A 25,936-nucleotide genomic window follows, 5' to 3' on the forward strand; every position below is an offset into this window, starting at 1 on the left:
CGTTAACGGAACCCGCCTGATGGCGGGTTTCGTGTTTTCAGGGTTGCCGTTTGGCGATGTGCGATGCTGGTTCGCCAATGTCGCGTCTGCGTCCGGGCCGGTGCCTTTGCGGCGCGAAAACATGGCAGATGTACACCCCTCCCGGTGGTGACCATACGGAAGGGGGATCGATTGCCACGGCTTTCGATAGAACATTGAAATAAAAGAGATAAAAAGGGTTGACACTCCTGCGCTGGTCGGTAAAATGGCGCGCCTCAGCAGGGGATATGTGTTACCAACCACTGCCGCTGTTGAGATGTTTCAAGGCCGGTCCGCGATAGCTCAGTCGGTAGAGCAAATGACTGTTAATCATTGGGTCCCTGGTTCGAGTCCAGGTCGCGGAGCCAACTTGAGATAAACGGGGTATAGCGCAGCCTGGTAGCGCGCCTGCTTTGGGAGCAGGATGTCGAGAGTTCGAATCCCTCTACCCCGACCAGTTTTTTTGAGCATGGGTCGTTAGCTCAGTTGGTAGAGCAGTTGGCTTTTAACCAATTGGTCGTAGGTTCGAATCCTACACGACCCACCACTCAAAACCTTCCTTGCAGTACCTTTCCTTTCTATCTGAATCAGTTCTCCTGTCCTGCCTTGTGCGGGTTTTTTGCGTTTGTGGCCGGTGTCTGGGTATGCCATACGCTGCGTCTGCAGTTACTTCGAGTGTGCCGCTTGAGCATGTCGGGAAAAAGCGCCGTTGTGTCTGCACCAGCGGACGCGGAGCGTCCGGACAGGCGTACCCACTCGGAGAGTGGGTACGATCAGCTAGCGCGATGAATGCACAATCCCAATTCCCGTTTACGCGGGCGAGTAGCGCAGATTTATCGGGAAAAAGAGTCATAGGATGTCTGAGGAGCGAAGCGACGAGTTTTATGACTCCCCGATAAATCGAGCAACGCAGCGAACCCGCAGGGCCGCGTAGCCGGGTGCCCCGGGGGATTGCTAAGGGGGGCTGGGCAAGCAGCCCCCCTTGGCTCGCCGTAAAAGGCGAAAGGCTGATTCGGCAACAGCGCGATGCTGAGAACGGTTAACCGCTGCTCCTCTCAGGGTAAAGGTTGATCAGGCAGGCGCGAGGAGTGTGTCGCTCCGCAGTTCGCACTACACCAAAACAAAACCCCGCACGTGGCGGGGTTTGTTGGTGGCCTCAGAGGCGCTCAGTGCAGCTTCAGGCGCGGTTCGGTCGGTCGGCCGAACTGGTCGCTCAACATCAGCATCAACGTACGTGGAACGCCGTACAGGGCCATCTGGTGCATGCGATAGAGGGACACGTAGAACATCCTTGCCAGACGCCCCTCCAGCATCACGTTACCGGTCAGGTTGCCCATCAGGTTGCCGACGGCGCTGAAGCTCGACAGCGAGATCAGCGAGCCGTAGTCGCGGTAGGTGTATTCGCTCTGCGGCTTGCCTTCCAGCAGGCGGCAGAGGTTTTTTGCCAGCAGGCTGGCCTGCTGGTGGGCGGCCTGCGCGCGTGGTGGAACAAACTTGCCGGGCTCGTCAGTGGGGCAGGCGGCGCAGTCGCCGAAGGCATAGATGCGCTCTTCGCCGTTGACCTTGAGGGTGCGGTCCACTTCCAGCTGGTTGATCCGGTTGGTCGGCATGCCGAGGGTTGCCAGAAATGCCGGCGCACGAATGCCGGCAGCCCAGACCTTCAGGCTGGCGGGAATCTCTTCGCCGTTACCGAGTACCAGTCGGTCTGCCTTGACCTCCTTGACCGGTGATCCGGTGTGCAGGTGCACGCCGAGGTCGCGCAGGATTTCGGTCACCGGGCCGCTGATGCGTTCCGGCAGTGCCGGCAGCAGGCGCGGGCTGGCCTCGATGATGTTGATATTGAGGTCTTCCGGGCTGATCCGGTTGAAGCCGTAGGCCCGCAGCATCTGCGCTGCGTGGTGCAGTTCCGCAGACAGTTCAACCCCGGTGGCCCCGGCGCCAATGATGGCAACGTTGATGGGCTCTCGGGTGGTGCCACGTTCGCTTGCCTGCGCTTTCATGTACTGATTGAGCAGGCTGCGATGAAAGCGCTCGGCCTGGGCGCGGGTGTCGAGGAACAGGCAGTGCTCGGCTGCACCCGGGGTATTGAAGTCATTGGTGGTGCTGCCGACGGAGATCACCAGGTAGTCGTAGTCCAGCTCGCGTGGGGCGATCAGCTCGTCGCCGTTCTCGTCGTGGATGGCGGCCAGCTGGATGGTCCGACGCTCGCGATCCAGACTCGTCATGGCGCCCAACTGAAAGTTGAAGTGGTTCCACTTGCCCTGGGCGACGTAATTCAGCTCATCTTCGGTCGAATTGAGCGAGCCAGCGGCGACTTCGTGCAGCAGCGGCTTCCAGATGTGGGTCATGTTGGCGTCGACCAGGGTAATTCTGGCCTTGCCCTTGCGGCCCAGTTTGCGCCCCAGTCGGGTGGCTAGCTCAAGCCCGCCGGCGCCGCCGCCGACAACGACAATGCGCGGTGGTACTGCGGGAGATGCGTTGGAGTCTGACATCTTGGTTTCTCACGGATAATGGAAACGGGCGTCAGTCAACGGCCGAAAGCGGGCACGCTGGGCGTCAGGGCTGGAGTGGCGGGCAGTGACCGGTTGGCCGAATGATCAGGCAACCGCAAACTGGGCCAGCAGGCGTGACAGCAGGCCCAGACCAATGACCGAGCCCGCCACCAGGGCGATCAGGATCCATACGCGAAAAGGGCGGCGCTCGACCCGGTGAACCGGGGAGGACAGGTATTCGTCAACGCGCTTCTGGTCTTCGGGGTGGAGTCGGCTGGGCATTGGGATGGCCTTCTTGTGTCGTTGCAGTACGTTGCTGCGGCTAAGGCTTGACTGACTTTGCGGTCATTCTAGACCCTTGCCGGGGTGATTGCATTACTCCTTTGGATCAGCCTGCTATCATCGCTGCCACCGGCTCTGGAGGTCGCCATGCTGTCCGATGCACTACTGACACCCCTGCAGTTGACGCTTTGTCTGCTGATTTACGGCGCGGCCACGCTGTGGGCGCTGGCGCGGGTCAGCTGGGTTGAGCTGATCGCCGACAGCCGTCGTCAGCATCTGTTTTACGGCAGCGCGTTTGCGTTGGCCGTACTCTGGCTGGTTCGCCGCGAGTTCGATAGCGGTCTGACCATGCATTTCATCGGTGTAACCGCAGTGACCCTGATCCTCGACTGGCCGCTGGCACTGGTGGCCGGTGCGCTCGCGCAATTGGCGCTGGTACTGCTGGGGCAGGACGACGTTGCTGCTCTGGGAGCCAACGGTGTGCTGCGGTTGCTGGTGCCGGTGCTGATCACGGTGGCGATAGCCCGGGCGCTGGAGTCGAGGCAGCCCCGAAATCTGTTTCTGTATATCTTCATCAGTGGCTTCTTTGCCGCCGGTCTCAGCGCGGTGGGTACGGTGCTCAGTGGCATGGGGTTGCTGCATTGGTCCGGCCAGTTGCAGGCGCCGGACAGCCTGGTCGAGCTGTTTGGGTATCTGCTGCTGGTCATGTTTCCCGAGGCCTTTATCAATGGCACGGTAATCGCCGCGCTGATTGTCTTTCATCCGGACTGGGTTGAGACGTTCAATACCGATCGTTACCTGCAGGCGCCATTGGACGATGACAAATCCTGAGGCAGATCAATGTCGTGCGCCGTGCCGGGTGTTCAAATGAGCTACCACAGAGGAGAGAAGACATGTCTGCCTACACAATTGCCAAACAGGTCATGGCTGAGGCCATCGAAAAGGCCGCCGCTGCCGGCCATGACGAGCAGGCGCTGGCCCGCGCGCTGATGAGTGAAGTCATTGCGGTCTACAAAAAGGCGCGTACGCAGCAGGATATTGCCAGCGAACTGAACTTTCTCGCCAACAACCTGGATGACGATGAAGAGTACGCCTTCATGCGCCCCTGAGCAGGGCGCATGAACGGTTGTTGCTGTCAGGTCAGTCGCGCACTTCGATCACGCCGTCGGCGCTGACAGTGACGTCGGATTGGCCGCCTTCCACCTCAGGCGCGCTGCCTGACATGTCGGCAGCCATCATGACCTTTTCGGCGCGGTAGCGCATTGGCTGCATGTACTGGGTATTGAGGTTCAGGTTGACAATCTTGTAGTCGCTGCCGCCAAGGCTGCGGGTAGCGATATCGGCGCGGGCCTTGAACGCCTCGATGGCCTTGGCGATAAGCTGGTCCTCGGTCTGTCTGCGGCTGTCGGCCGACAGGCTGAACTGCATGCTGCCGAGGCTGAGTTCGCCAAGCATTTGGCCGGTCAGCGCCGAGATGGCCGCGAAGTCACTGCCCTCGATGCTGATCTCACCGCGTTCACGCCAGCCCACGATATTCTCGCCCTTTTCGTCATAGACCGGGTGGCTTCTGCGGTTACCGCTGCTGACGCGGATGCCGCTGGCCTTGCGTGCGGTTTCCAGACCGGCATTGAGGCGGCGGGTAATGGTTTCGGCCAGCTTGGCCGGGTCGCGGTCCTGGGCTTCGGTGTAGAAGGTCACCTGCATGGTGTCATGATTGACCGCCTGCTCGACCTGGGTGCGCAGCGATATCTGGTTGTAGCTGATGTCATCCGCCTGGGCGCCGCCGGCAAGCAGCGATCCGGCGAGCAGCAGGCCAGTCATTGGCAGAAGTGGTTTACCCATGGTGTTCTCCTTGTTCAGTGCACAGTCAGACCCATGCAAACGCTGCTGGTTCCCGATTCCCGACTGCGCCTGATTGTGCGACCCTGTGTCACCTCGGCTCCATTCGTCGAGCTTCCTATACTGGAGTTTTTTGCGTGCCGCACCGAACCCTTATGAGCCTCAATACGCTGGCCCTCTCGCCGTCGAGTCAGAATCTCTGGCGGGTAGTACTGATTCGTCTGCTGGTCCTGCTGGCCCAAAGCATATCGGTAATGGCAGCCTATCTCAGCGGCTGGTTTCCATTACCCTGGACGCCGCTGCTGATCACCCTGAGTGTCTCGGCGGGAGTAAGCATTCTGACGCTGCTGCGGCTGCGCAGCAGCTGGCCGGTCACCAGTGTCGAGTACGCCCTGCAGCTGCTGTTCGATATGGCGATCCACAGCGTCCTGCTTTATTACTCGGGCGGCCCGACCAACCCTTTCGTGTCTTATTATCTTGTGCCGCTGACTATTGCCGCCGCGACGCTCCCCTGGTTCTTCACCGCCATCCTGGCGATCGTTGCGGTGACGTCCTACAGTGCGCTGCTGGTCTGGTATATGCCGCTCAACGCCTTCGAGATTCCACTCGCCGGCGGCCTGATCAATCTGCACGTCATCGGCATGTGGCTCAACTTTGCCATGAGCGCCGGCCTGATCAGCCTGTTTGTCGTGCGGATGGCCGACGCGCTGCGTCTGCACGCCGATCGGCTGGCCGAGCGCCGCGAGCAGAGCGCGCGAGATGCTCAACTCCTGGGGATTGCGAGCGTGGCCGCCGGCGCCGCCCATGAGCTGTCTACGCCGCTGTCGACCATGAGTGTGCTGCTCAAGGAAATCAGCAAGGATTACAGTGATCCGCATTTGCAGGAGGACCTTACCGTTCTGCAGGAGCAGGTTAAGCTATGCAAGGAGAGCCTGCAGCACATGGTGCGCAGTGCGGAAGACAGTCGCCGTCAACCGGAGAAGGTACAGGCGGGTGACGAGTGGCTGCGTGCGATGCTGGCGCGCTGGCAACTGATGCGCCCCGAGGCGTCCTGGCAACTGCAACCCCTGCCGCAGGAGCCTGCGCCTCTGTTGCGGGCGACGCCTGAGCTGGGTCAGGGTATTCTCAACTTGTTGAACAATGCCGCTGATGCCTGTCCGGACAACATTCAGATCAGTCTGCACTGGAACAGCGGCCAGATTATTCTGCGTATCCGGGATCATGGTCCGGGTGTGCCGTTGCATATTGCCGAACAGCTGGGTACCGCGTTTGTCACGACCAAGGGCAAGAAGGGGTTCGGGCTTGGGCTGTTCCTCAGTCAGGCCGCCGTTTCGCGATTGGGCGGCAGTGTAAAGCTGTTTAATCAGGATGGTGGTGGTACCCTCACCGAAGTACGGTTGCCGGTGGTGACAGGAGAAAATTGATGACTGAAGAGACGACTCAGGAAGATCAGCCGCTGCTGCTGATGGTGGATGACGATCCGACCTTTACCCGGGTCATGGCGCGGGCATTGAGTCGCCGTGGCTTGCAGGTAGAAACCGCAGGCGGAGCAGACGAGGCCATGCGCATCGCGCGTGAGCGTCGGCCCGATTACGCGGTGCTGGACCTGAAGATGGAAGGAGACTCCGGGCTGGTGCTGATGCCGAAGCTGCTGGAGCTGTATCCGGATCTGCGTATCGTGATCCTGACCGGTTACTCAAGCATTGCCACCGCCGTAGAGGCGATCAAGCGCGGCGCCTGCAACTACCTGTGCAAACCCGCCGATGCCGACGACGTTCTGACTGCCCTGCTGTCGGAACAGGCCGATCCCGAGTCGCTGGTGCCTGAGCACCCGATGTCGGTTGACCGGCTGCAGTGGGAACACATCCAGCGCGTACTGGCCGAACATGACGGCAATATCTCTGCCACCGCCCGGGCGCTGGGCATGCACCGGCGGACCCTGCAGCGCAAACTGCAGAAGAGGCCGGTGCGCCGCTAGCGCTTCGCGCCAGCGGCAAGCTACAAGCTACAAGCTACAAGAAAAAACCGCGCTGATGCTAATCGCGCGGTTTTTTCTTGAGGCGGGCAATGGCGTCAAAGTTTTTTAGGAAACATTTGACGGTCCTGAGCCGAAGCGCATGTTTAGCACGCTTGCCGCTTGCCGCTTGCCGCTGACGGCTAAGTGCGCGCCTGCGGCGCGCTCAGCCGTTCTGCCGAATTCCCGTGATAATCCACGGCTGATTGTCGCCATCGGCGCGTTCCAGCGCCCAGCTTTCATCGAACCACTGGCCTGCGTCTTCGGCGCTGTCTCGGTCCAGGCCATTGAAGCTGACGGTTACCAGTGTGCGGCCGTTGGCCTGGGTGACACCGTCCAGACGCGCGGTCAGCTCGTCGACGAAGCCATTGGCGGTTGGCGGCGATTCCTCGCGTGCGGCCAGCAGTTGCTGCAGCAGCTCGGGGCTCAGGTACTCGGCCATGCCGGCGCTGTCGCCGTCACGCCAGTGGCGTTGCAAGGTATAGAAATGCTCCTTGGCACCACGCAGGAATACCTCGGCGTCGAACCAGGCCGGGGCGTCAATCGGCGCAGCGGCAGCGGGCTGTGCGGTATGCGCTGGCTCCCAGTTCTGCACCGGCTCGCGCTGCATGGGCGCTCCGCCGGCCGGCTGCCATTGCGGCTGGCGCTGCTGCGCGGCCTGCGGGCGGCGGCTGAACAGCTTGAACAGAACAAAGGCGATCAGGCCGAACAGCAGAATGTCGAACAGCTGAATGCCCTCGAAGCCGTCACCGAACAGCATGGACGCCAGCAGACCACCTGCGGCGATACCGGCCAGCGGGCCCAGCCAGCGGCTGGCGCCAGAGGTGGCTGCTCCCGCAGCGGTTTGCTGACGGTTGGGAGCCGCTTGCTGATCGCGCGGTGCAGCCTGACGCTGAACGGGTGCGCTCTGGTGGGTCGGCGCGCTGCCGAAACTCTTGCCACCGCCCATGCGGCGGGCTTCGGCATCAGGTGTGCTGACAACAACCATCAGCATCACGGTAAAAAACGGCAACAACCAACGCATGTAATAACCTCCGAATACAGGGGATGCCAAGTTTGCCAAAGAGGCGCAGGCAAGGAACGGGTTTAGTGTGTATGGTTGTTTCAGACAACCGAAGAAAGCGGGAGAGCGTACATGTTTACAGCGATGCGTGCCGAACGTATGGAAGGGTTGCACTTCTTTTCCGACCAGGCGACCGGACTCGAAGCCATTGTTGCGATCCACAATACGCGTCTGGGCCCGGCGCTTGGCGGGTGCCGGTATCTCGCCTACAACAGTGTCGACGACGCTATGGCTGACGCCATGCGTCTGGCCCGCGGCATGAGCTATAAGGCAGCGCTGGCGGGGCTGGACCAGGGCGGCGGCAAGGCGGTGATTCTGCGTCAGCCGCACATTGCCGATCGGGCCGCGCTGTTCGAGGCCTTTGGCCGTTGTATTGAATCGCTGCGTGGGGGTTACATCACGGCGATGGACAGCGGCACCAGCAGCGCCGATATGGACTGCATTGCCCAGCAAACCGCCCACGTGACCAGCACTACGCATGCCGGTGACCCCTCGCCGCACACGGCGCTCGGCGTATTGGCCGGGATACGTTCGGCGGTGCGGGCGCGGCTCGGTCAGGAATCGCTCGACGGGGTGCGCGTCACCCTGCAGGGGCTGGGCAATGTGGGATATGCGCTGGCGCAGCTGCTGCAGGCCGAGGGCGCCGAGCTGCTGGTGGCCGATCTGGATCAGGGCAGGGTGCGGCTGGCTGAAGAGGAACTCGGCGCCCAGCCACTGGCCCCGGATGCCGTCTACGAGGCGCCCTGTGATGTGTTTGCACCCTGTGGCCTGGGCGGCGTCATCAATCAGCGCAGCATCACCCGGCTGCGCTGCGCGGTGGTGGCCGGCGCCGCCAATAACCAGCTGGTCGAGCCAGCGTTGGGCGAACAGTTGCGGATGCGCGAGATTCTGTATGCGCCCGACTACGTCATCAATGCGGGTGGTCTGTTGCATGTCGCGCTGACTCACCGGGGCGTTGCGGCCGGCGACATTGCGGGGCGGATCAGGAATATCGGCAGCCGGCTCGATTCGATCTTTGAACAGAGCCTTGCGCAGGGGCGCTCGCCTGCCGAAGTGGCCGACCGGCAGGCGGAGCAGTTGCTCTATGACGAGGACGCGCTCTGATTACTCCAGCTTGAAGCGCTGGCGCATCCGCTTGTCGAGGATCGATGTCGGCAGCCAGCGCTTGAGGCGCACCATGCTGCGCGCGCCGGAGCCGATCAGCACGTTCTCCGGCCGCACCGGGTTGCCGATGTAGCCGAGCAGCTCGCGGGCAAAGTCCTTCGCGCTGGTTGAGCGGGCGTTCTGTGAGGCCTTGGCGCGGGCCTGTACCGCTTTTTCCCAGGGCTTGAACCAGGAACTGTCGGCCATGGTGATCGCCGCGGTGGCGTTATTGCCGAAGTCCGAGGCAATGGCCCCCGGCATGACCGTCATGACCTGGATGCCGAACGGATGCAGCTCCATGCGCAGGGCGTCGGAAATCGCATGCAGCGCCGCCTTGGAGGCACAGTACACGCCGGAGAACGGCGTGGTGGTGACGCCGGACACACTGCCGATATTGACGATCAGGCCCTTGGCGGTGCGCAGCAGCTCGGCGCTGTCGCGAACCAGTTGCAGCGGGGCAAAGACGTTGGTGTCGAACTGGCGCAGCAGGGTCTCGCGATCGGCATCCATGATTGGCCCCATGGCACCGTACCCGGCGTTGTTGACCAAAAGGTCCAGGCGCCCGGCCTGCTCGCGAATCTGCTCGACACACTGTCTGCGCTGGGCGGCGTCATTCACATCGAGTTCGATGGCGATGGCGCCCTTGTCAGTCAGCGGGGTCAGGGTGTCGACACGGCGCGCGGCGGCGAATACCTGATAGCCGGCGTCCAGGCAGGCCAGCGCCAGAGCCTGACCGATGCCGGACGAACAGCCGGTGATCAGGGCGACGGGTTGGGTCATGGGTGAGGCTCCTTATTGTTCTTCGATAAAGTCGGCGCGCACCGCATCGGCGCGGTATTGCAGCTCGGATTCGCGGTAACCGCGGCGCAGCCGCGGCAGACTGTAACAGATCAGCGTGTCGGCGCCGGGTAGCAGATCGGGGCCCAGGGTAAAGCGCTGGTCGCTGCTGGCCACGTCCACCAGGTTGGAGTTGTAACCGGGCTGGTTGACCCACAGCTGCCAGCTGATATTGCGCGCGGTCAGATCACCGCCGTTGTGAATTCGCACCGCCAGCGGCTGGCCGAACGGGCAGCTGTCGGGCTGATAGCTGAGGTCGAAGGCAAGGCGGTCGATGCGCTGGCTCTGTTGCCACTGCAACACGCCGACGACCGCACCGAGCAGCAAGGCAAGGCCGGCAACCACAGCACTGACCGGCAGCATCACCCGCGGGAAACGCAGCAGCAGTACCAGCCAGATCAAAAACAGGGCGATGCCGTAGGGCATGGGTTGGTCCTCCTTGGAACAGGCTATAACTCTATCAAGCCGGGAGGGCTGGCGGCGACCACTGAAACAGCTCGCAACTGTTCTGCCAGCACCGGGCGCTGAACTCGTCGAGTGATTCGCCACGCAGGGCGGCCAGCTCTTTGGCTATCTGTGGCAGCAGTGCGGGGCTGTTGCGCTGGTGGGCGTGGAAGGCCGGCGCCATGTCGGGCGAGTCGGTTTCCAGCACCAGTTGCTCACCGGGCAGCAGCGCGATGGTCTGACGCAACCGGGTTGCCTGCGGCCAGGTGGCGGCGCCGCCCAGGCCCAACTTGAAGCCCAGCTTGTGGTACTCGCGGGCCTCTTCCGGGCTGCCGCTGAAGGCGTGGACAATGCCGCCGCGCGCCGGGCGATAGCGTTTCAGCGTGGCAATCACATCGGCGTGGGCACGGCGCACGTGCAGCAAACTGGGCAGCCGGCAATCGACCGCCAGCTGCAGCTGCGCCTCGAACAGCTGCTGCTGGGCGTGGCGGTCGGCGCTCTTGTCCCAGTAATCCAGCCCGTATTCGCCAACGGCGCAGCAGCGCGGATCGTCCAGCCGCTCTGCCAGTATTTGCTGCAATGCGCCGAGGTGTTCTGCACGGTGCTCGCTCAGAAACATCGGGTGCAGACCAAAGGATGCGAACAGATTGTCGTGCTGCTGGCACAGCTGCCAGATTCGATCCCAGTTACCCTGCGTGACGCCCAGCAGCACCAGCCGCTCGACACCCAGGCGCGCGCAGTCGCTCAACACCTGATCGCGATCAGGGTCGAAGGCAGCGAAGTCGAGATGGGTGTGGGTGTCGATATAGGGCATGGGGGAACGCTACGCTTACGCGTAGCGAGCTGCAAGCCGGAAGCCGCTGCGCGGCTCAAGCTACAAGCTACAAGCGAAAAGCGAAAAGCGAGGACAGACTGTGGGCCCTGCGGGAGTGCGGTGGGGGTTATCGCGGTCGTTTGCAGTTGCAGTGCCCTCAAACCACCCGCGCAGCTGGTGACCGCACGGGTGTTACTTGCAGCTTGAGGCTTGCAGCTGAGCCGCGTAGCGGCTCAGTGATGCTCTCGCGTCGCGCGGAATTCAATTTCCGGCCAGCGTTCTTCGGTCAGGCTGAGGTTGACTCGGGTCGGCGCCAGGTAGGTCAGGTGACCGCCGCCATCGACTGCGAGGTTCTCGGTGGCCTTCTTGCTGAATTCGTCGAGTTTCTTGCGATCACCTGATTCGACCCAGCGGGCGGACCAGACGTTGACCGGTTCGTACATGCACTCGACCTTGTATTCCTGCTTCAGGCGCTCGGCGACCACGTCGAACTGCAGTACACCGACTGCGCCGAGGATGATGTCGTTGTTGCGCTCGGGGAAGAACACCTGGGTGGCGCCTTCCTCGGCCAGTTCCTGCAGGCCCTGGCGCAGCTGCTTGGATTTCAGCGGGTCTTTCAGGCGCACGCGGCGGAACAGTTCCGGGGCAAAGTGCGGGATGCCGGTAAAGCCGATCTTCTCGCCTTCGGTAAAGGTGTCGCCGATCTGGATGGTGCCGTGGTTGTGCAGACCGATGATGTCGCCGGCCCAGGCTTCTTCCAGATGCTCACGCTCGGCGGCGAAGAAGGTCAGCGCATCGGCGATGCGCACTTCCTTGCCGGTGCGCACGTGGAACAGCTTCATGCCCTTTTCGTAGCGGCCGGAACAAATGCGCACGAAGGCGATACGGTCGCGGTGTTTCGGGTCCATGTTCGCCTGAATCTTGAACACGAAACCGGTGAACGGCGCTTCGGTCGGCTGTACCTCACGCTCGTGGCTGGCGCGCGGTTGCGGGCGCGGGGCCCAGTCGACGATGGCGTCCAGCACCTGATCAACACCGAAGTTGCCCAGCGCCGTACCGAAGAATACCGGAGTCAGTTCGCCCTTGAGGAAGGCGTCCTGATCGAACTCGTGGCAGGCACCCTGTACCAGTTCGAGTTGCTCGACGAAGTCGTCGTACAGATCGCCCAGATGGGCGCGGGCGGCATCGGAGTCCAGGCCATCGATGACCTGCTGCTCGGTGCGCTCGTGACCGTGGCCCGGGACGTAGACAATGATCTTGTCGTCGGCCAGGTGGTAGACGCCCTTGAAATCGCGGTAGCAGCCAATCGGCCAGGTGATCGGGGCGGCCTTGATGTTCAGGACCGCCTCGATTTCGTCGAGCAACTCGATCGGGTCGCGGATGTCGCGGTCGAGTTTGTTGACGAAGCTGACGATGGGCGTGTCGCGCAGGCGGCAGACGTCCATCAGCGCAATGGTGCGCGGCTCGACACCCTTACCGCCGTCGAGCACCATCAGCGCCGAGTCCACCGCGGTCAGGGTGCGGTAGGTATCTTCCGAGAAGTCTTCGTGGCCGGGGGTGTCGAGCAGGTTGACCATCGCGTCGCGATAGGGGAACTGCATCACGGAGGTGGTCACCGAAATGCCCCGCTCCTTTTCCATCGCCATCCAGTCGGAGGTGGCGTGGCGGTCGGATTTGCGCGACTTGACCGTACCGGCCACGCTGATCGCCTGCCCCATGAGCAGCAGACGTTCGGTGATGGTGGTCTTACCCGCATCCGGGTGAGAGATGATGGCGAAGGTGCGCCGTTTGGCGACTTCTTTTTCGATGGCGTTGGACATGTCGGCTACTGAGTAGTGGCGGGACGCGGTCGCTGCACTGTGCAGACCGGGTCCGGACGAGGCTTGAAAAATAGCTGCGTATTGTCGCTGATCGGGCGGGGGATGACAAAGGCTAAAACGTGTACAGCGCCCGGTGTCGCCTGCCGGCAGTTTGAACTACCATTGCGGTCACGAGTGAGGGCGACCATGCACGACGATTTTGGCGACAACCTGCGGCTGCTGTGCAGCTACTACAAGTCCACCGCCGAGGTGTGCCGCCGGCTGGGCATCAACCGCCCTCAGTTCAATCGCTATCTCAACGGCATCAATCGACCGTCCGACAGCACCATGCGCCGACTGTGCGACTTTTTCGGCGTTGAAGTTCACGAGATGCTGTTGCCCCACGGCCAGTTCCAGCGGTTGATTCAGGTGCGTCCGCAGCAGGGCGAGCGAACGGCGTTGCTGCCGTTACAGCCCGACTCGCTGGAGCAGCAATACCTGCAGCGGCTGAACCGTGCCGGCCAGAACGGGCTGGACAAGTATCTGGGCTACTACTTCGAGTACTACCTGTCGATGGCCTATCCCGGCAGCATCCTGCGTACCCTGGTGTGTCTGGAAGAGCACGACGGCAAGACCTACTACCAGCGTACCGAGCGGATTCGTGAGCGGCCCGGCAGCAAACCGTTTCACGGGGTGTATCGCGGCATGGTGCAGTTCCTGTCGGACCGTATCTTTCTCTCCGACTACGAAACCCTGACCAACTTCGAGATGACCCAGACGGTACTCTATCCCTCGTTCCGCAACCGGGTGGATCGCCTGACCGGCCTGCGCATCGGCGTATCCGGCAGTGGCGAGCGGGTGCCGTGCTGCACCCGGGTGCTGTACGAATATCTGGGGCGTGAAGTGGATCGTCAGCGCGTGCTGGCGCTGTGTGGGCTCTACAGTTGTGACGACCCGGCGCTGGATGCGGATATCCGCGCGGCGATCCGCAACGACATTGGCCCGGGCGAGTGGCACTTCCGGGCGCGGTTTTAGATCGTCCGTTCGTCGCTCAGGTTGAGTGACCAGTCGCGGATTACGGCTGCTGTATCGCGGCCACCCGCCAGCAACCAGTGCAGCTTGCAGAACGCCGCTTCCGGCGTCATGTCACCGCCGCTCAGTACCCCCTGATCTCCCAGACCTGCGCTCGCGGCGTAGGCGCCGGGGCTGATGCCGCCCTGCAGGCACTGTGTCACGTTGACCACCACCTTGTTGCGGGCGTTGGCGCGCTTGATAAAGGCATCAAACGCCGGATCGCGGCTGGGCACGTTGCCCGCGCCGAAACTCTGCAACACCACCGCCTTGCAGTGACTGTCGGTCAGAATCGCGTCGTACAGGGCTGCCGGCATCGATGGATGCAGACAGAGCATGGCAACGGCCCCCGGCTGGAACTGAAGCGCCGCTGCTTCGCGCGGGTGACGGCTGGCGACGGCTTCGCCAAGCAATCGCTCGGTATACAGCTGCGGGCGGATATTCAGCTCGGCCAACGGCGCCGCGTTGGGGGTGTCGAAGGCCTGGAACTGCTGACTGCTGACCTTGCGCAGCCGACTGCCGTTGAGCAGCCGGTTGTTGAACACCAGGCCGACATTGCGCAGGCGCGGCCCGGCTGCCAATTGCAGCGCCGCCTGCAGGTGCGCCACCGCGTCGCTGCGCGGCAGCCCGAGCGGGACTTGCGAGCCGGTGAACAGCACGTTGCGTTCGCTGGCGCCGAGCATGAACGATAGCGTCGCAGCGCTGTAGGCCATGGTGTCGGTGCCGTGCAGAATGATGAAGCCGCGATAGCGGTCCCAGTGTTCGGCCAGCAGCGCGGCGAGCTGCTGCCAGTGCGCCGGGGTGATATTGGCGCTGTCGATCAGCGGGTCGATCTCCAGCAGATCGAAGCTGGGCAACTGCTGCAGACTGCTGCCCAGCTGTTGCTCGATCCGCTGGCGCAAACCGGGGGCCGGTGCCAGCCCATGCGGGCCGGGCACCATGCCAATAGTGCCGCCGGTGTGCAGGATCAGCACCTCGGCGGTCATGAGGCGGCCTTTTGCGGAGCCAGCATGGACTGCGGGCTCAGCAGGCGGTTGAGTTCCGATTCGCTCATCAGGTTCTCCTCGATGATCAGCGCCTTGACCGTGCTGCCGGTCATCAGCGCCGTATGGGCGATGCGCGAGGCATTGCTGTAGCCGATGTGTGGCACCAGCGCGGTGATGATACCGATGCTGTTGTCGACGTGGGCAGCGCAGGCCTGTTCGTTGGCGATGATGCCACGAATGCAGCGATGTTCCAGCATCTGGCAGGCTTCCTTGAGCATCTTCAGCGAGTTCAGCAGGTTGTAGATGATCATCGGCTCCATCGCGTTGAGCTGCAGCTGCCCGGCCTCGGCGGCCAGGGTCACCGCCAGATCGGCAGCGATGACCTGATACGCAGTCTGGTTCATCGCCTCGGGAATCACCGGGTTGACCTTGCCCGGCATGATCGAGGAACCGGGCTGCATCGGCGGCAGCTGGATTTCACCGAGCCCTGTGCGCGGGCCGCTGGAGAGCAGGCGCAGGTCGTTGCTCATCTTGCTCAGCTTGATCGCCAGGCGCTTGAGGATGCCGGAGAAGAATACGAAGGCGCCCATGTCGGACGTCGCTTCGACCAGATTGCAGGCCGGTACCAGCGGCTTGCCCGACACCTCGGCCAGCCGTGCGACTACCTTGGCGGAATAACCGTCCGGGGTGTTGATGCCGGTACCGATGGCGGTGCCGCCGAGATTCACCTCACACAGCAGCGCGCAGGCTTCGCGGATGCGGTCGATGTCTTCGCCGAGGTTGACGGCAAAGGCGTCGAATTCCTGGCCGAGGGTCATCGGTACCGCGTCCTGCAGCTGGGTGCGGCCCATCTTCAGGATATGCGCGAACTCGCGGCCCTTGTCTTCCAGTGCGGCCTTCAGCGAGGCCAGCGCGGGGACGAAATTGTCGGCGGCAAACTGGATGCCGAGGCACGCGGCGGTCGGGTAGGCGTCGTTGGTCGACTGCGAGCGGTTGACGTCGTCATTCGGATGCAGATAGCGGTACTCGCCACGACCGTGCCCGAGCTTGGCCAGTGCGACGTTGGCGATCACCTCGTTGGCGTTCATGTTGGTCGAGGTGCCGGCGCCGCCCTGAATGACGTCGACGATAAACTGATCGTGATACAGACCGCTGGCGATGTCTTCGCAGGCGGAGACGATGGCGTCGGTCTTTTCCTGACTGAGCAGGCCGAAGTCGCGGTTGGTCAGCGCCGAGGCCTGTTTTACCTGCGCCAGTGCCTGAATCAGCTCCGGGAAGTGGGAAATCGGCACCCCGGTAATGGCAAAGTTGGCCGCCGCACGCAGGGTCTGGATGCCGTACCAGGCATCTTCGGGTACATCGAGATCACCAAGCAGATCGTGTTCTGAACGGGTATTCATGGGTGTGCTTCCAGAGGAAACGGAGCGCCGGGGATCCGGCGCTCGGGGCAGGGGTCAGTGGTTGTCTTTGCGCTGGCTGGCCGGCCAGGACTCGTGGTCCAGATCCAGGTCGGCGTACTCTTCAGCGTGGAAGGTCGGCGTCTTGTTGCCGCTCTTGAGCTGTCGGTCGTAGTCGGCGAGCACGCGCTTGCCGGTCTTGAACAGCAGGGTCAGGGCAACCAGGTTGACCAGTGCCAGCAGGCCCATGGTCAGGTCGGCGAAGCCGAATACGGTACCCAGATCCATGATCGCGCCCAGACAGCACAGGCAGATCACCACCACCCGAAAGCCGTTCATGACGAACTCGTTGCTGCGGCCGGTGGTCAGGTAGCTGACGCTGTTCTCACCGAGGTAGTAGTTGTAGAGCACGGTGCTGAAGCCGAACAGCAGCATGGCAATGCTGACGAACACACGGCCCCATTCGCCGATATGGGTTGCCAGCGAGGCCTGGGTCAAGGCCACGCCCTGACTGGCGTCGCCCAGCGTCGGGTCATAGGCGGTGCCCATCAGAATGATCAGCGCGGTGCAGGTGCACAGCACGATGGTGTCGATGAAGACCGAGAACGACTGCACCACACCCTGATTGGCCGGGTGCGGGACGAAGGCCACCGCCGCCACGTTGGGCGCGCTGCCGAGACCCGCTTCGTTGGAGAACAGGCCGCGCTTGACGCCCATCAGGATTGCCGCGCCGATACCGCCGCCGACCACCGGGCCAATGCCGAAGGCGCTTTCCACAATCAGCTTGAGGGTCGCGGGAATCTCGCTGAAGTTCAGACCCAGTACCACCACCGCGATCAGCAGGTAACCGCCCGCCATGATCGGCACCAGCACCTCAGCGACCTGAGCGATACGTTTGACGCCGCCGAAGATGATCAGGCCAACCACCAGTGCCAGACCGATACCGCTGTAGTACAGCGGAATGCTGAACGCATCCTGCAGCGAGGTGGCGACTGCGTAGGACTGCAGGGCGATAAAGCCGATACCGAAGGTCACCAGCAGCAGCACCGAGTAAACCATCGCCAGCCACTTCCAGTTACGGCCCAGACCGCGTTCGATGTAGTGGGCCGGGCCGCCACGGTAGGCGCCGTCTGGCTCGGCGGTCTTGTACAGCTGGGCGAGGGTACATTCGATGAAGCTGGTCGCCATGCCCATCAGGCCGACAACCCACATCCAGAAGATGGCGCCGGGGCCGCCGAGGGTGATGGCGACTGCTACGCCGGCGATATTACCGCCGCCAACGCGGCCGGCAACCGACAGGATCAACGCTTGAAAGGAGCTGAGGTGGCGTCCATCCGCCTCGTGGTGCTTAGCGGTCAGGATGCCGAACATCTTGCCGAAGTAACGAAACTGAACGAAGCGGGTGGCGATGGTGAACCAGACTCCGATGCCGACCAGCATGGCAATCAGAACCTTGCTCCACAGCAGGTCGCTGAGGGCGGATAGCATGATCTACTCCTTTCGGTGAGCCGAATTTTATTGTCGGTTGGGGAGGCTCATTGAAACGCGCGAGTACGCGCTTGGGGAGTTTGTAAACTGATACGAAAAGACGCTATCTGATGCGTTTAGAGCATCAGATAGCGTCTGTTTTCCTGCGTCAGGCGATCTGTTCCAATGCCTCGTCGCGCAGCACCACCAGCGGTTGACCGGCCTGTACCCGGCCACCGGGCTGCTGCAGCACGTGGGTTACCACGCCGTCGCACGGCGCCTGCAGCGGAATCTCCATCTTCATCGATTCGAGAATCAGCAGTGTTTGCCCGGCCTTGACCGTGTCGCCCACCTTGACCTCGGCCTGCCACAGGCTGCCGGATACCGGGCTGTCGACGCCGACGCTGTCTTCCGGCCAGCTGACGTCCTCGTCGCTGCTTTCCAGCTCCTCGCTTTCGAAGTTGAACTGGCCGTTGGCGTGCCACTGGCGCAGCTCTTCGGCGAAGGCCGCGTTGCGCTGCTGCTTGAAGGCGTCGATGTCGTCGGCGTTGTCGTTGATGAAGGCTTCGTGCTCGGCGAGGCTGAACTGGCTTTCCTCGATGCGCAGCGGATAGCGGCCCTGCGGAAAGTCGCGGCGAATCTGCTGCAGCTCCTCGTGGCTGACCTCATAAAAGCGGATCTGGTCAAAGAAGCGCAGCAGCCACGGCTTGCTGAACTCGCGGGTCTGGCGGTAGCGGTTCCACATTTGCAGGGTACGGCCAACGAACTGATAACCGCCGGGGCCTTCCATGCCGTAGACGCAGAGGTAGGAGCCGCCGATGCCGACCGAGTTTTCGGCGGTCCAGGTGCGCGCCGGGTTGTACTTGGTGGTGACCAGACGGTGGCGCGGATCGGTCGGTGTGGCCACCGGCGCGCCGAGGTAGACGTCGCCGAGGCCCATGACCAGATACGACGCCTCGAACAGCACCTTCTTGACGTCGTCGATGCTGTCGAGCCCGTTGATGCGGCGGATGAACTCCAGATTGCTCGGGCACCAGGGCGCATTCTTGCGCACCGACTGGGTGTATTTTTCGATCGCCAGCTGGCAGGCCTGGTCATCCCACGACAGCGGGATATGCACGATGCGCGAGGGTACGGCCAGCTCGTTGAGGCGCTCCGACAGTGCCTGTTCTGCCTTGAGCAGGTGATCGAGCAGCGCGTCATGGCTCAATTGCTGGCTGTCGAAATGCACTTGCAGCGAGCGGATGCCCGGTGTCAGTTCACGGAGACCCGCCACGGGGTTCTGCTGCAGCCACTGCATCAGCGCGTGGGCGCGGAAACGCAGGCGGATATCCAACATCTGCTCGCCGTATTCGACCAGCAGGAAGTGGTCACCAGCGGCGCGGTAGGCGATCTCGTCACCGAACTGCTCGGCGGGCAGGCGCTTGAGGATCGGGCTGTCGACTGGCACCGGCTGCCATTCAACTGGCGTGGCGGCCAGTGCGTCGATCTGCTGGATCTGCGCCGCTTCCAGCGCGACCGCCTGCTCGATGCTGACCGGTACAAAGCGCACGGTATCGCCGGCGCGCAGTTGGCCGAGCTTCCACAGGTCGGCGGTGATGACGGTTGCCGGGCAGACGAAACCACCCAGTGACGGGCCGTCTGGGCCGAGGATCACCGGCATGTCGCCGGTGAAATCGACGGTGCCGAAGGCGTAGGCGTTATCGTGAATGTTGGACGGGTGCAGACCGGCTTCGCCGCCGTCCTTGCGCGCCCATTCCGGTTTCGGACCGATCAGACGCACGCCGGTGCGGCTGGAGTTGTAGTGAATCTCCCAGTCGGTGGCGAAGAAGCTGTCGATGTCCTTGCCGGTAAAGAAATCCGGCGCGCCGTGCGGGCCGTAGATCACCCGCAGCTCCCACTGATTGCTGATCGCCGGGCGCAGCTCGCCGGGTACTTCGGCAGGCGCAACCGGGCTGACACCTGCGCTCAGGTGCAGCACGTCACCGGTGCGCAGCGCGCGGCCGTTGTGGCCGCCGAACTGACCGAGGGTGAAGGTGGATTTGGAACCCAGATAATCCGGGCACTGCAGGCCGCCGAGCACCGCCAGATAGGCACGGGCACCGGCGTCCTTGATGCGGCCAAGGGTCAGGGTTTGACCGGCGGCGACGTCGATGACCTGCCAGGCGGCAATCGGCTGGTCATCCAGCTTGGCGTCAATTGCGGCGCCGCTCAGCACGATCTGGCTGGCGCTAGCAAAGCGCAGGGTCGGGCCTTGCAGGGTGATTTCCAGCCCGGCGGCGTCGGCCGGGTTGTTCAGCAGACGGTTGCCGAGGCGGAAGGCGTAGCTGTCGAACGGGCCGGACGGCGGCACGCCGACATCCCAGCTGCCGGTGCGGCCCGGAAAGTCCTGAATGGTGGTCTGGGTGCCGCCAGCCAGTACGTCGATGCGCGCCGGCTGGAAGCGGAAGCTGTTGAGGTAGCGGGTGGTGACCTCGCCTGCCAGCAGCGCCGGGTCGCGGGTCAGCGCGCGCAGGTAGTCGAGGTTCGTTTCGCTGCCGTACAGGCGGGTGGCGTCCAGGGTGTTCTGCAGTTTGGTCAGCGCCGCAGCGCGGTCCTCCGCGTGGACAATCACCTTGGCCAGCATGGGGTCGAAGTAGGGCGGCACTTCCAGACCGGATTCGATCCAGTGGTCGATGCGGATGCCGTCACCGGAGGGGAAAGCCACTTCGCTGAGCAGGCCTGCGCAGGGCTGGAAGTCGCGGAACGGATCTTCGGCGTACAGTCGCACCTGAATGGAGTGGCCCTTGGGTGCAAGGTTGGCGCGGCGCGCGTTCAGCTCCAGCTCTTCGCCAGCGGCCAGACGCACCATCCACTCGACCAGATCGACGCCGAACACCTCCTCGGTGACGCCGTGTTCAACCTGCAGGCGGGTGTTCACTTCCAGGAAGTAGAACTGATGGCTGTCGGCGTCGTAAATGAACTCGACGGTGCCGGCGTTGCGGTAGCTGACGCTGGACAGCAGCTTTTCAGCGGTGGCATGTAGCTCGCTGCGTACCGCGTCGCTCAGGTTCGGTGCCGGGCATTCTTCCACCACTTTCTGATTGCGGCGCTGGCTGGAGCAGTCGCGCTCACCGAGTGCCAGCGCGTTGCCCTTGCCGTCAGCAAACACCTGCACCTCGATATGTCGGGCGCGGGCGATGAATTTTTCCAGGAACACGCCGTCGTCGGCAAAGTTGCTGGCGCCGAGGCGCTTGACGCTGTCGAAGGCGCCGATCAGTTCGTCTTCGCTGTGGCACAGCTGCATGCCGATACCGCCGCCGCCCGCCGTGCTCTTGAGCATGACCGGGTAGCCGATGCGCGCCGCTTCGGTTTTGGCAGCAGTCAGATCGGTCAGCAGATCGGTGCCCGGCAGCAGCGGCACATTGGCCTGCTCGGCCAGCTCGCGGGCGCGGTGCTTGAGACCAAAGGCCAGCATCTGTTCGGGCGTCGGGCCGATGAAGGCGACACCGGCGGCCTCGCAGCGGCGCACGAAGTTGGCGTTCTCGCTGAGGAAGCCGTAACCGGGGTGGATGGCCTGGGCGCCGGTGTCGGCGGCGATGGCCAGCAGTTTGTCGACCTGCAGGTAGGTGTCGGCGGCGGCGCCTTCGCCGAGGCTGTAGGCCTCGTCAGCGAGCCGCACGTGCAGGCTGTCGGCGTCGCATTCGGCGTAGACGGCGACTGAGCCGATACCCAGGTTGCGCAGGGTGCGGATGATGCGGGTGGCGATGGCGCCACGGTTGGCGATCAGAACCTTGTTGAACATGTCGCTAGCCTTTGCCGGGCCGTCCCAGGCTGCTTCTTACGACAGTGGTCGTCCACTGAAGATGTTGTGTCACGTTTCACAGGGACCGCAGAGAAGCGTTGGCGAGGCAGCTGATGCGAGGCGAAACAGGCGAAAAAAGCGCAGTTTACAAGTGGGTAAATGAGCATTTTTGAGCCTGTTTCAACGCTGCAGCAGCAACGCAGGCAGCTTCTCCGTGGTTCCCTCAGTTCCAGACGAGGAGTTCTACCGGCGTCGGGTTGTAGCCGTTGCACGGGTTGTTCAGCTGCGGACAGTTGGAAATCAGGATCACCACGTCCATCAGCGCGGTCAGCTCGACATACTTACCGGCGCCGGAGATGCCGTCCTCAAAGGTCAGGCCGCCTTCGGCGGTCACCGGGACGTTCATAAAGAAGTTGATGTTGTGGGTGATGTCGCGCTTGCTGATGCCGTATTGCGGGTTTTCCGCTACGGCCAGCATCCAGCTGTCACGGCACGAGTGCATGCAGCGCTTTTCCAGGTCGTAGCGCACGGTGTTGCTTTCGCTCGCGCAGGCACCGCCCAGCGTGTCGTGACGGCCGCAGGTATCGGCGACGATTTCCAGCATCGGGTTGTTTTCGTTCGAGCGAATCACCGAACCGGCGGTCAGGTAAACGTTGCCCTGTTCGCGGATGGTGTCGGTGGCGCTGTAGCGCTCAACCGGGTTGGCGGCGCTGAAAAACAGGGTGTCGGCGGCCTGATTGCCTTCCAGGTCGAGCAGGCGCAGGGTCTGGCCGGCCTTGACGATGCCGATGTAGTAATCGCCAGCGCCGATGGTGGTGCGGGAGAGGGCCTGTTCGGGCAGGCGGGAGCTGTGCTTGATCATGGTGTCCTCGCTTACTTGCCCAGGTGGTACAGGGCGTTGTTCTGGAAGCCGCGCTGGTTTTCCGGGCGGAAGTTGCGGCAGAAGTCGTCATCACTGACCGGCGCAGCCTGGCTCAGCTCGATGCGCACCGGCGTGTAGGGATAGCTTTCAGCGCTGCTGAGCGGGTGCGGGCAGGTATGCAGCAGCACCAGCGTGTCCATCTCGAAGCGCAGGGCGACCTGGCTGCCCGCTTTGCTGTGGCCGGAGACCAGTTGCATGCGGCCTTCGTCGTCGGTGGCGATCTTGCTGAACAGGTTCAGGTTGGCGGCCATATCGGCGCGGCCCAGTCCGTACTTGGCCAGCTCGACCAGGAAGGCGTCGTAGCCGTTCTGGTGCCATTCGTTGCGGGCGTTCTGGTAGTCACGCGCGCCCCAGCGCTCGGCCACCTGCGCGGCGTTGCTGTTGCCGCAGACGCTTTCGTGCCAGCCCAGATCGTCTTCGACGATGGAGGCGAAGATGCGGCCCATGTCGGAGTACAGGCAATTGCCGCGGGTCAGTTTGAAGGTGTGTTGGCACTTGAGGGTGTCTGGCGCGTTGTAACGCTCCAGCAGGTTTTCCGGGTTGTAGAACAGCATGCCGACGTTGGCATCGCCAGAGAGGTCGGTCAGGCGCATCAGGGTGCCCTTGCGCACGCGCAGGGACCAGTGGCTGGCGCCGGCGACTTCGGTGGTATAGGTGGTCAGTGTCATCTGCCTTGTCTCCGTGATTCGGTGGCTCAGCTGGCGGCTTCGGCCAGCAGCGGGGCAATGGTTTGTTCGGTGGTCTGCGGCGCTGGCTGCCGGGCGCTATGGTCGATCGGCAGGTCGTAGGTAATGGTGGCGCCGTAGGCTTGCGGTGCGTGCGGGTCATGTCGCAGCTTGTCGAACACCCACAGGCGGGTGCCGAGGTGGAGCCTTCCTTGATGTCGTGGGTGACCATGAAGATGGTCAGCTTGTGTTCCTGCCAGAGGCGCAGCACCAGTTCATGCATGTCGGCGCGGATGCCCGGATCGAGTGCGCCAAAGGGTTCGTCCAGCAGCAGGATGCGCGGCTTGCCGAGCAGCGCCTGGGCAATCGCCAGACGCTGTTTCATGCCGCCGGACAGCTCATGCGGGTACTTCTTCAGCGCGTGGCCAAGGCCGACTTCGGTGAGGATGGCTTCGGCATCCAGGCGGGCCTGCTTGCGCTTGCTGCCGAACAGGTAACCGGTCAGCCCGCGTTGGGCAAAGCCGACGGCCGCCATGACGTTCTCCAGCACGGTCATGTGCGGGAAAACCGAGTACTGCTGGAACACGATGCCGCGATCCGGGCCGGGCTCATCGGCAATCGGCTTGCCGTCGAGCAACAGCTCACCGCTGGTGGGTGATTCGGTGCCCAGCAGCATCTTCAGAAAGGTGCTCTTGCCGCAGCCGGAGGCGCCGACCAGGGTGACAAACTCGCCCTCTTGAACGGTGACGTTCATCCGCTCTAGCACCGGGTTGCCGTCGTAGCTCTTGCCAACGTTCTTGACTTCAATCATCAGTGGGCTCCTTGGACGTTCCACGGGAACAGGCGGCGCGACAGGGTCGCCAGCAGCCAGTCGAAGAGGAAGGCCAGCAGGGTGATCCAGGCGACATACGGCAGGATCACGTCCATCGACATGTAGCGGCGGACCAGGAAGATGCGGTAGCCCAGACCGTCGGTTGCGGCGATGGCTTCGGCAGCGATCAGGAACAGCCAGCCCGCGCCCAGCGACAGACGCACGGCGTCGATCAGTTTCGGCATCAGTTGCGGCAGCAGCACGCGGACCATGATCTGGCTGGTGTTGGCGCCCAGAGTCTGCGCCTTGACCAGTTGCTCGCTGGGGATTTCCTGGGTGCGGCGCTGAAGGTCGCGGGCGATGAACGGGGTGATACCGATGGCGATCAGGATCACCTTGGAGGCTTCACCGAGGCCGAACAGAATGAACAGCACCGGCAGAATCGCCAGCGGCGGTATCAGCGACACCACCGTCAGCAGCGGGCTGACCCCAGCGTGTACCAGTGGCAGGGCGCCGGTAAACAGCCCCAGCGCCAGGCCGATGGCGGCGGCGATCAGCACGCCGAGTCCAAGGCGCTTGAGGCTGCTGGCGGTGTCCTGCCAGAACAGGTATTCACCGGTGCGCTTGCTCGGCTCCAGCGCCATGCGGTCAATGGCTTCCCCCATCTGGCTGAACGCCGGCAGCAGCTTGTCGTTGGCGTTCTCGGCCAGCCGTGCGTCCGATGCAATCACATACAGCAGCAACAGCAGCGCGAACGGCAGCAGGCCAAGGAACAGCCGGCTGGCCGGTGGTGGTGTGAGATTGATCAGTCGCTTCATATGCATCCCGCTGGGGCGCGCAGCCGCGCCCGGTGTGTTTCAGGGCTCAGAGCGCGCCATCGGCAGCCATCTGCATGTAGGTCGGGTCAAAGCGCAGCTTCAGGTTGCTGTTGTCGCCGTAGTCGCCGGCGGGCATCTGCACGCCGATGAAACCGGCATCCGGTGCGCCTTCACCCAGCAGGCCGTGGTCGAAGGAGAACTCGGCGACGTACTGCATGGTTTGTTTGAGCTGCGCACTGTTGGTCAGCTCCAGTGCGGCGGCCGGGGTGTAGAACATCCTGGTCGCGGCGAGCTGGGCTTCGTAACCGGCCAGATCGGTGCCGGAGGCTTCAGCCATGTAGCTGCGGGCGGCAACACCCTGTTCGCTGTCGCTGCTCATGGTCGCCATGATTTCGTACCAGGCACCGGTCAGGGCCTTGCCCAGTTCCGGATGGGCATTCAATGTCTCGGTATTGATTACCAGCAGGTCGATGATTTCGCCCGGAATCTGCGCCGAGTTGAACACCACGGTGCTGCTGGGTTGCTCGCTGATTTCGCTCAGCAGCGGGTTCCAGGTCGCGACCGAGGTGACATCGTCGGTGCCGTAGATCGCGACCATGTCGGCGTCCGAGGTGTTGACCACCTGCACATCGGCTTCGCTGAGACCTACCGAGTCCAGTGCGCGGGCCAGCAGGTAGTGGGACACGCTCAGCTCGACCAGATTGACGTTCTGGCCCTTGATAGCGGCCAGTTCGCTTTCGCCCTTGAGGATGATGCCGTCGTTGCCGTTGGAGAAGTCGCCGACGATCAGTGCAGTGCTGTCGACGCCGCCGGCGGCCGGAATGGTCAGCGCATCCATGTTGGTCATGGTGCAGGCGTCGAACTCGCCCACGGTGTACTGGTTGATGGACTCGATGTAATCGTTGATCTGCACCACATCAATGTTGATGTCGTACTTGTCGGCCCATTTCTTGACGATGCCGCTTTCGGCGCCGTAGGCCCAGGGCATCCAGCCGGCGTAGATCGACCAGCAGACCTTGAAGCTGTCCTGGGCCTGGGCTGTGGTCGACAGCAGCAGGGAGCTGAGCAGCAGGGCGGAGAATCTTTTCATCGGAAACCTCTCAGTCAATGTCACGTAGAGCACTCCTGGCAGTGGTGCCAATCGTCTCCCGGGCTTTTATCCCGCCGTGTAACCTTTGTCTGAAAGGTCGAGTGCTCTCGGACCAGTCACCGCTACAGCGGCCGGAACCCTAGCGCTCTATTTGCAAATTGTGTGTCGCGCGGTCGTGCG

General features: G+C 62.9%; 22 protein-coding genes, 3 tRNA genes, 1 pseudogene and 1 riboswitch. Of the genes and pseudogenes, 9 read left to right on the top strand and 17 right to left on the bottom strand.

The window, feature by feature from the left end; all coding sequences use genetic code 11:
• The first annotated feature begins 310 nt into the window (after positions 1 to 310).
• The 3 genes from ACZ5WQ_RS17145 to ACZ5WQ_RS17155 all read left to right on the top strand — a co-directional run bounded on the left by ACZ5WQ_RS17145 (position 311) and on the right by ACZ5WQ_RS17155 (position 565).
• Positions 311 to 386: transfer RNA gene (locus ACZ5WQ_RS17145), tRNA-Asn, on the top strand.
• Positions 387 to 398: 12 nt separating this feature from the next.
• Positions 399 to 475, top strand: a tRNA-Pro gene (locus ACZ5WQ_RS17150).
• 14 nt (positions 476 to 489) lie between these two features.
• Positions 490 to 565 (top strand) — tRNA-Lys (locus ACZ5WQ_RS17155).
• A gap of 619 nt (positions 566 to 1,184) precedes the next feature.
• On the opposite strand, the gene ACZ5WQ_RS17160 is transcribed toward ACZ5WQ_RS17155, so the two are convergent.
• A complete protein-coding gene (locus ACZ5WQ_RS17160) occupies positions 1,185 to 2,510 on the bottom strand; it encodes an NAD(P)/FAD-dependent oxidoreductase (RefSeq protein ID WP_088274606.1) in 1,326 nt (441 codons plus the stop codon).
• 105 nt (positions 2,511 to 2,615) lie between these two features.
• Complete coding sequence (locus ACZ5WQ_RS17165; protein WP_088274608.1) at positions 2,616 to 2,792, bottom strand: DUF3094 family protein; 177 nt, start codon at positions 2,790 to 2,792, stop codon at positions 2,616 to 2,618.
• 147 nt (positions 2,793 to 2,939) lie between these two features.
• Between ACZ5WQ_RS17165 and ACZ5WQ_RS17170 the strand changes: the two genes are divergently transcribed.
• Both ACZ5WQ_RS17170 and ACZ5WQ_RS17175 read left to right on the top strand, forming a co-directional pair.
• Entirely contained in the window at positions 2,940 to 3,623 is a 684-nt protein-coding gene (locus ACZ5WQ_RS17170) for an energy-coupling factor ABC transporter permease (RefSeq protein ID WP_228245403.1), read from the top strand.
• 62 nt (positions 3,624 to 3,685) lie between these two features.
• A complete protein-coding gene (locus ACZ5WQ_RS17175; protein ID WP_088274611.1) occupies positions 3,686 to 3,901 on the top strand; it encodes a hypothetical protein in 216 nt (71 codons plus the stop codon).
• 31 nt (positions 3,902 to 3,932) lie between these two features.
• Here the strand turns inward: ACZ5WQ_RS17175 and ACZ5WQ_RS17180 are convergent, their stop codons facing one another.
• The gene (locus ACZ5WQ_RS17180; RefSeq protein ID WP_464382741.1) at positions 3,933 to 4,634 is read right to left on the bottom strand and encodes an SIMPL domain-containing protein; all 702 of its coding nucleotides are present in this window, start codon (positions 4,632 to 4,634) and stop codon (positions 3,933 to 3,935) included.
• 152 nt (positions 4,635 to 4,786) lie between these two features.
• Between ACZ5WQ_RS17180 and ACZ5WQ_RS17185 the strand changes: the two genes are divergently transcribed.
• Together ACZ5WQ_RS17185 and ACZ5WQ_RS17190 are read left to right on the top strand one after the other, a co-directional pair.
• Positions 4,787 to 6,055, top strand: a complete 1,269-nt coding sequence (locus ACZ5WQ_RS17185) for an ATP-binding protein (protein WP_464383667.1) — start codon at positions 4,787 to 4,789, stop codon at positions 6,053 to 6,055.
• A complete protein-coding gene (locus ACZ5WQ_RS17190) occupies positions 6,055 to 6,609 on the top strand; it encodes a response regulator transcription factor (RefSeq protein ID WP_269688022.1) in 555 nt (184 codons plus the stop codon). The genes ACZ5WQ_RS17185 and ACZ5WQ_RS17190 overlap by 1 nt, the downstream gene beginning before the upstream one ends.
• A 202-nt stretch (positions 6,610 to 6,811) precedes the next feature.
• On the opposite strand, the gene ACZ5WQ_RS17195 is transcribed toward ACZ5WQ_RS17190, so the two are convergent.
• Entirely contained in the window at positions 6,812 to 7,669 is an 858-nt protein-coding gene (locus tag ACZ5WQ_RS17195; RefSeq protein WP_269688021.1) for a Tim44 domain-containing protein, read from the bottom strand.
• A gap of 111 nt (positions 7,670 to 7,780) precedes the next feature.
• On the opposite strand from ACZ5WQ_RS17195, the gene ACZ5WQ_RS17200 reads away from it, so the two are divergent.
• Positions 7,781 to 8,812 carry a Leu/Phe/Val dehydrogenase gene (locus tag ACZ5WQ_RS17200; RefSeq protein WP_228245400.1) on the top strand — a complete coding sequence of 344 codons (1,032 nt, stop codon included), beginning with the start codon at positions 7,781 to 7,783 and terminating at the stop codon, positions 8,810 to 8,812.
• On the opposite strand, the gene ACZ5WQ_RS17205 is transcribed toward ACZ5WQ_RS17200, so the two are convergent.
• From ACZ5WQ_RS17205 to ACZ5WQ_RS17220, 4 genes are all read right to left on the bottom strand, one after another.
• A complete protein-coding gene (locus tag ACZ5WQ_RS17205) occupies positions 8,813 to 9,631 on the bottom strand; it encodes an SDR family oxidoreductase (protein WP_228245399.1) in 819 nt (272 codons plus the stop codon).
• Between the two features lie 12 nt (positions 9,632 to 9,643).
• A complete protein-coding gene (locus tag ACZ5WQ_RS17210; RefSeq protein WP_269688019.1) occupies positions 9,644 to 10,114 on the bottom strand; it encodes a multidrug transporter in 471 nt (156 codons plus the stop codon).
• Between the two features lie 34 nt (positions 10,115 to 10,148).
• Entirely contained in the window at positions 10,149 to 10,946 is a 798-nt protein-coding gene (locus ACZ5WQ_RS17215) for a TatD family hydrolase (protein ID WP_464382742.1), read from the bottom strand.
• Positions 10,947 to 11,179: 233 nt separating this feature from the next.
• Positions 11,180 to 12,766, bottom strand: a complete 1,587-nt coding sequence (locus ACZ5WQ_RS17220; protein ID WP_088274628.1) for a peptide chain release factor 3 — start codon at positions 12,764 to 12,766, stop codon at positions 11,180 to 11,182.
• Between the two features lie 186 nt (positions 12,767 to 12,952).
• Between ACZ5WQ_RS17220 and ACZ5WQ_RS17225 the strand changes: the two genes are divergently transcribed.
• Positions 12,953 to 13,780 (top strand): helix-turn-helix transcriptional regulator, encoded by an 828-nt coding sequence (locus ACZ5WQ_RS17225; RefSeq protein WP_088274630.1) that lies wholly within the window; start codon positions 12,953 to 12,955, stop codon positions 13,778 to 13,780.
• Here the strand turns inward: ACZ5WQ_RS17225 and ACZ5WQ_RS17230 are convergent.
• From ACZ5WQ_RS17230 to ACZ5WQ_RS17270, 9 genes and pseudogenes are all read right to left on the bottom strand, one after another.
• Positions 13,777 to 14,802, bottom strand: a complete 1,026-nt coding sequence (locus ACZ5WQ_RS17230) for an asparaginase (RefSeq protein ID WP_464382743.1) — start codon at positions 14,800 to 14,802, stop codon at positions 13,777 to 13,779. The genes ACZ5WQ_RS17225 and ACZ5WQ_RS17230 overlap by 4 nt on opposite strands.
• The gene (locus ACZ5WQ_RS17235) at positions 14,799 to 16,202 is read right to left on the bottom strand and encodes an aspartate ammonia-lyase (RefSeq protein ID WP_338213159.1); all 1,404 of its coding nucleotides are present in this window, start codon (positions 16,200 to 16,202) and stop codon (positions 14,799 to 14,801) included. Before ACZ5WQ_RS17235 ends, ACZ5WQ_RS17230 begins: the two co-directional genes overlap by 4 nt.
• A gap of 54 nt (positions 16,203 to 16,256) precedes the next feature.
• A complete protein-coding gene (locus tag ACZ5WQ_RS17240) occupies positions 16,257 to 17,687 on the bottom strand; it encodes an alanine/glycine:cation symporter family protein (RefSeq protein ID WP_464382744.1) in 1,431 nt (476 codons plus the stop codon).
• A 148-nt stretch (positions 17,688 to 17,835) separates the two neighbouring features.
• Complete coding sequence (gene uca / locus ACZ5WQ_RS17245; protein WP_464382745.1) at positions 17,836 to 21,450, bottom strand: urea carboxylase; 3,615 nt, start codon at positions 21,448 to 21,450, stop codon at positions 17,836 to 17,838.
• 223 nt (positions 21,451 to 21,673) lie between these two features.
• Positions 21,674 to 22,312, bottom strand: coding sequence for an urea amidolyase associated protein UAAP2 (locus ACZ5WQ_RS17250; RefSeq protein WP_464382746.1), 639 nt, complete (start codon positions 22,310 to 22,312; stop codon positions 21,674 to 21,676).
• Positions 22,313 to 22,323: 11 nt separating this feature from the next.
• Complete coding sequence (locus tag ACZ5WQ_RS17255; RefSeq protein WP_464382747.1) at positions 22,324 to 23,040, bottom strand: urea amidolyase associated protein UAAP1; 717 nt, start codon at positions 23,038 to 23,040, stop codon at positions 22,324 to 22,326.
• A gap of 26 nt (positions 23,041 to 23,066) precedes the next feature.
• Positions 23,067 to 23,848 (bottom strand): annotated as a pseudogene (locus ACZ5WQ_RS17260) (ABC transporter ATP-binding protein).
• A complete protein-coding gene (locus ACZ5WQ_RS17265) occupies positions 23,848 to 24,666 on the bottom strand; it encodes an ABC transporter permease (RefSeq protein ID WP_464382748.1) in 819 nt (272 codons plus the stop codon). The pseudogene ACZ5WQ_RS17260 and the gene ACZ5WQ_RS17265 overlap by 1 nt, the downstream one beginning before the upstream one ends.
• A 46-nt stretch (positions 24,667 to 24,712) precedes the next feature.
• On the bottom strand, positions 24,713 to 25,756 hold the full coding sequence (locus ACZ5WQ_RS17270) for a putative urea ABC transporter substrate-binding protein (protein ID WP_464382749.1): 1,044 nt from the start codon (positions 25,754 to 25,756) through the stop codon (positions 24,713 to 24,715).
• 53 nt (positions 25,757 to 25,809) lie between these two features.
• A riboswitch (guanidine-I (ykkC/yxkD leader) is annotated at positions 25,810 to 25,910 on the bottom strand.
• Positions 25,911 to 25,936 lie beyond the last annotated feature (26 nt).

This window comes from Halopseudomonas sp. T1L2 (assembly GCF_055397385.1).

Excerpts from the sequence above, each read along its gene's own strand:
- ACZ5WQ_RS17215 (WP_464382742.1), bottom strand. The coding sequence starts at position 10,946 with ATGCCCTATATCGACACCCACACCCATCTCGACTTCGCTGCCTTCGAC.
- ACZ5WQ_RS17205 (WP_228245399.1), bottom strand. The coding sequence starts at position 9,631 with ATGACCCAACCCGTCGCCCTGATCACCGGCTGTTCGTCCGGCATCGGT.
- ACZ5WQ_RS17250 (WP_464382746.1), bottom strand. The coding sequence starts at position 22,312 with ATGATCAAGCACAGCTCCCGCCTGCCCGAACAGGCCCTCTCCCGCACC.
- ACZ5WQ_RS17210 (WP_269688019.1), bottom strand. The coding sequence starts at position 10,114 with ATGCCCTACGGCATCGCCCTGTTTTTGATCTGGCTGGTACTGCTGCTG.
- ACZ5WQ_RS17160 (WP_088274606.1), bottom strand. The coding sequence starts at position 2,510 with ATGTCAGACTCCAACGCATCTCCCGCAGTACCACCGCGCATTGTCGTT.
- ACZ5WQ_RS17235 (WP_338213159.1), bottom strand. The coding sequence starts at position 16,202 with ATGAATACCCGTTCAGAACACGATCTGCTTGGTGATCTCGATGTACCC.
- ACZ5WQ_RS17165 (WP_088274608.1), bottom strand. The coding sequence starts at position 2,792 with ATGCCCAGCCGACTCCACCCCGAAGACCAGAAGCGCGTTGACGAATAC.
- ACZ5WQ_RS17220 (WP_088274628.1), bottom strand. The coding sequence starts at position 12,766 with ATGTCCAACGCCATCGAAAAAGAAGTCGCCAAACGGCGCACCTTCGCC.
- ACZ5WQ_RS17240 (WP_464382744.1), bottom strand. The coding sequence starts at position 17,687 with ATGCTATCCGCCCTCAGCGACCTGCTGTGGAGCAAGGTTCTGATTGCC.
- ACZ5WQ_RS17265 (WP_464382748.1), bottom strand. The coding sequence starts at position 24,666 with ATGAAGCGACTGATCAATCTCACACCACCACCGGCCAGCCGGCTGTTC.
- ACZ5WQ_RS17255 (WP_464382747.1), bottom strand. The coding sequence starts at position 23,040 with ATGACACTGACCACCTATACCACCGAAGTCGCCGGCGCCAGCCACTGG.
- ACZ5WQ_RS17270 (WP_464382749.1), bottom strand. The coding sequence starts at position 25,756 with ATGAAAAGATTCTCCGCCCTGCTGCTCAGCTCCCTGCTGCTGTCGACC.
- ACZ5WQ_RS17185 (WP_464383667.1), top strand. The coding sequence starts at position 4,787 with ATGAGCCTCAATACGCTGGCCCTCTCGCCGTCGAGTCAGAATCTCTGG.
- ACZ5WQ_RS17190 (WP_269688022.1), top strand. The coding sequence starts at position 6,055 with ATGACTGAAGAGACGACTCAGGAAGATCAGCCGCTGCTGCTGATGGTG.
- ACZ5WQ_RS17180 (WP_464382741.1), bottom strand. The coding sequence starts at position 4,634 with ATGGGTAAACCACTTCTGCCAATGACTGGCCTGCTGCTCGCCGGATCG.
- ACZ5WQ_RS17170 (WP_228245403.1), top strand. The coding sequence starts at position 2,940 with ATGCTGTCCGATGCACTACTGACACCCCTGCAGTTGACGCTTTGTCTG.
- ACZ5WQ_RS17175 (WP_088274611.1), top strand. The coding sequence starts at position 3,686 with ATGTCTGCCTACACAATTGCCAAACAGGTCATGGCTGAGGCCATCGAA.
- ACZ5WQ_RS17230 (WP_464382743.1), bottom strand. The coding sequence starts at position 14,802 with ATGACCGCCGAGGTGCTGATCCTGCACACCGGCGGCACTATTGGCATG.
- uca (WP_464382745.1), bottom strand. The coding sequence starts at position 21,450 with ATGTTCAACAAGGTTCTGATCGCCAACCGTGGCGCCATCGCCACCCGC.
- ACZ5WQ_RS17225 (WP_088274630.1), top strand. The coding sequence starts at position 12,953 with ATGCACGACGATTTTGGCGACAACCTGCGGCTGCTGTGCAGCTACTAC.
- ACZ5WQ_RS17200 (WP_228245400.1), top strand. The coding sequence starts at position 7,781 with ATGTTTACAGCGATGCGTGCCGAACGTATGGAAGGGTTGCACTTCTTT.
- ACZ5WQ_RS17195 (WP_269688021.1), bottom strand. The coding sequence starts at position 7,669 with ATGCGTTGGTTGTTGCCGTTTTTTACCGTGATGCTGATGGTTGTTGTC.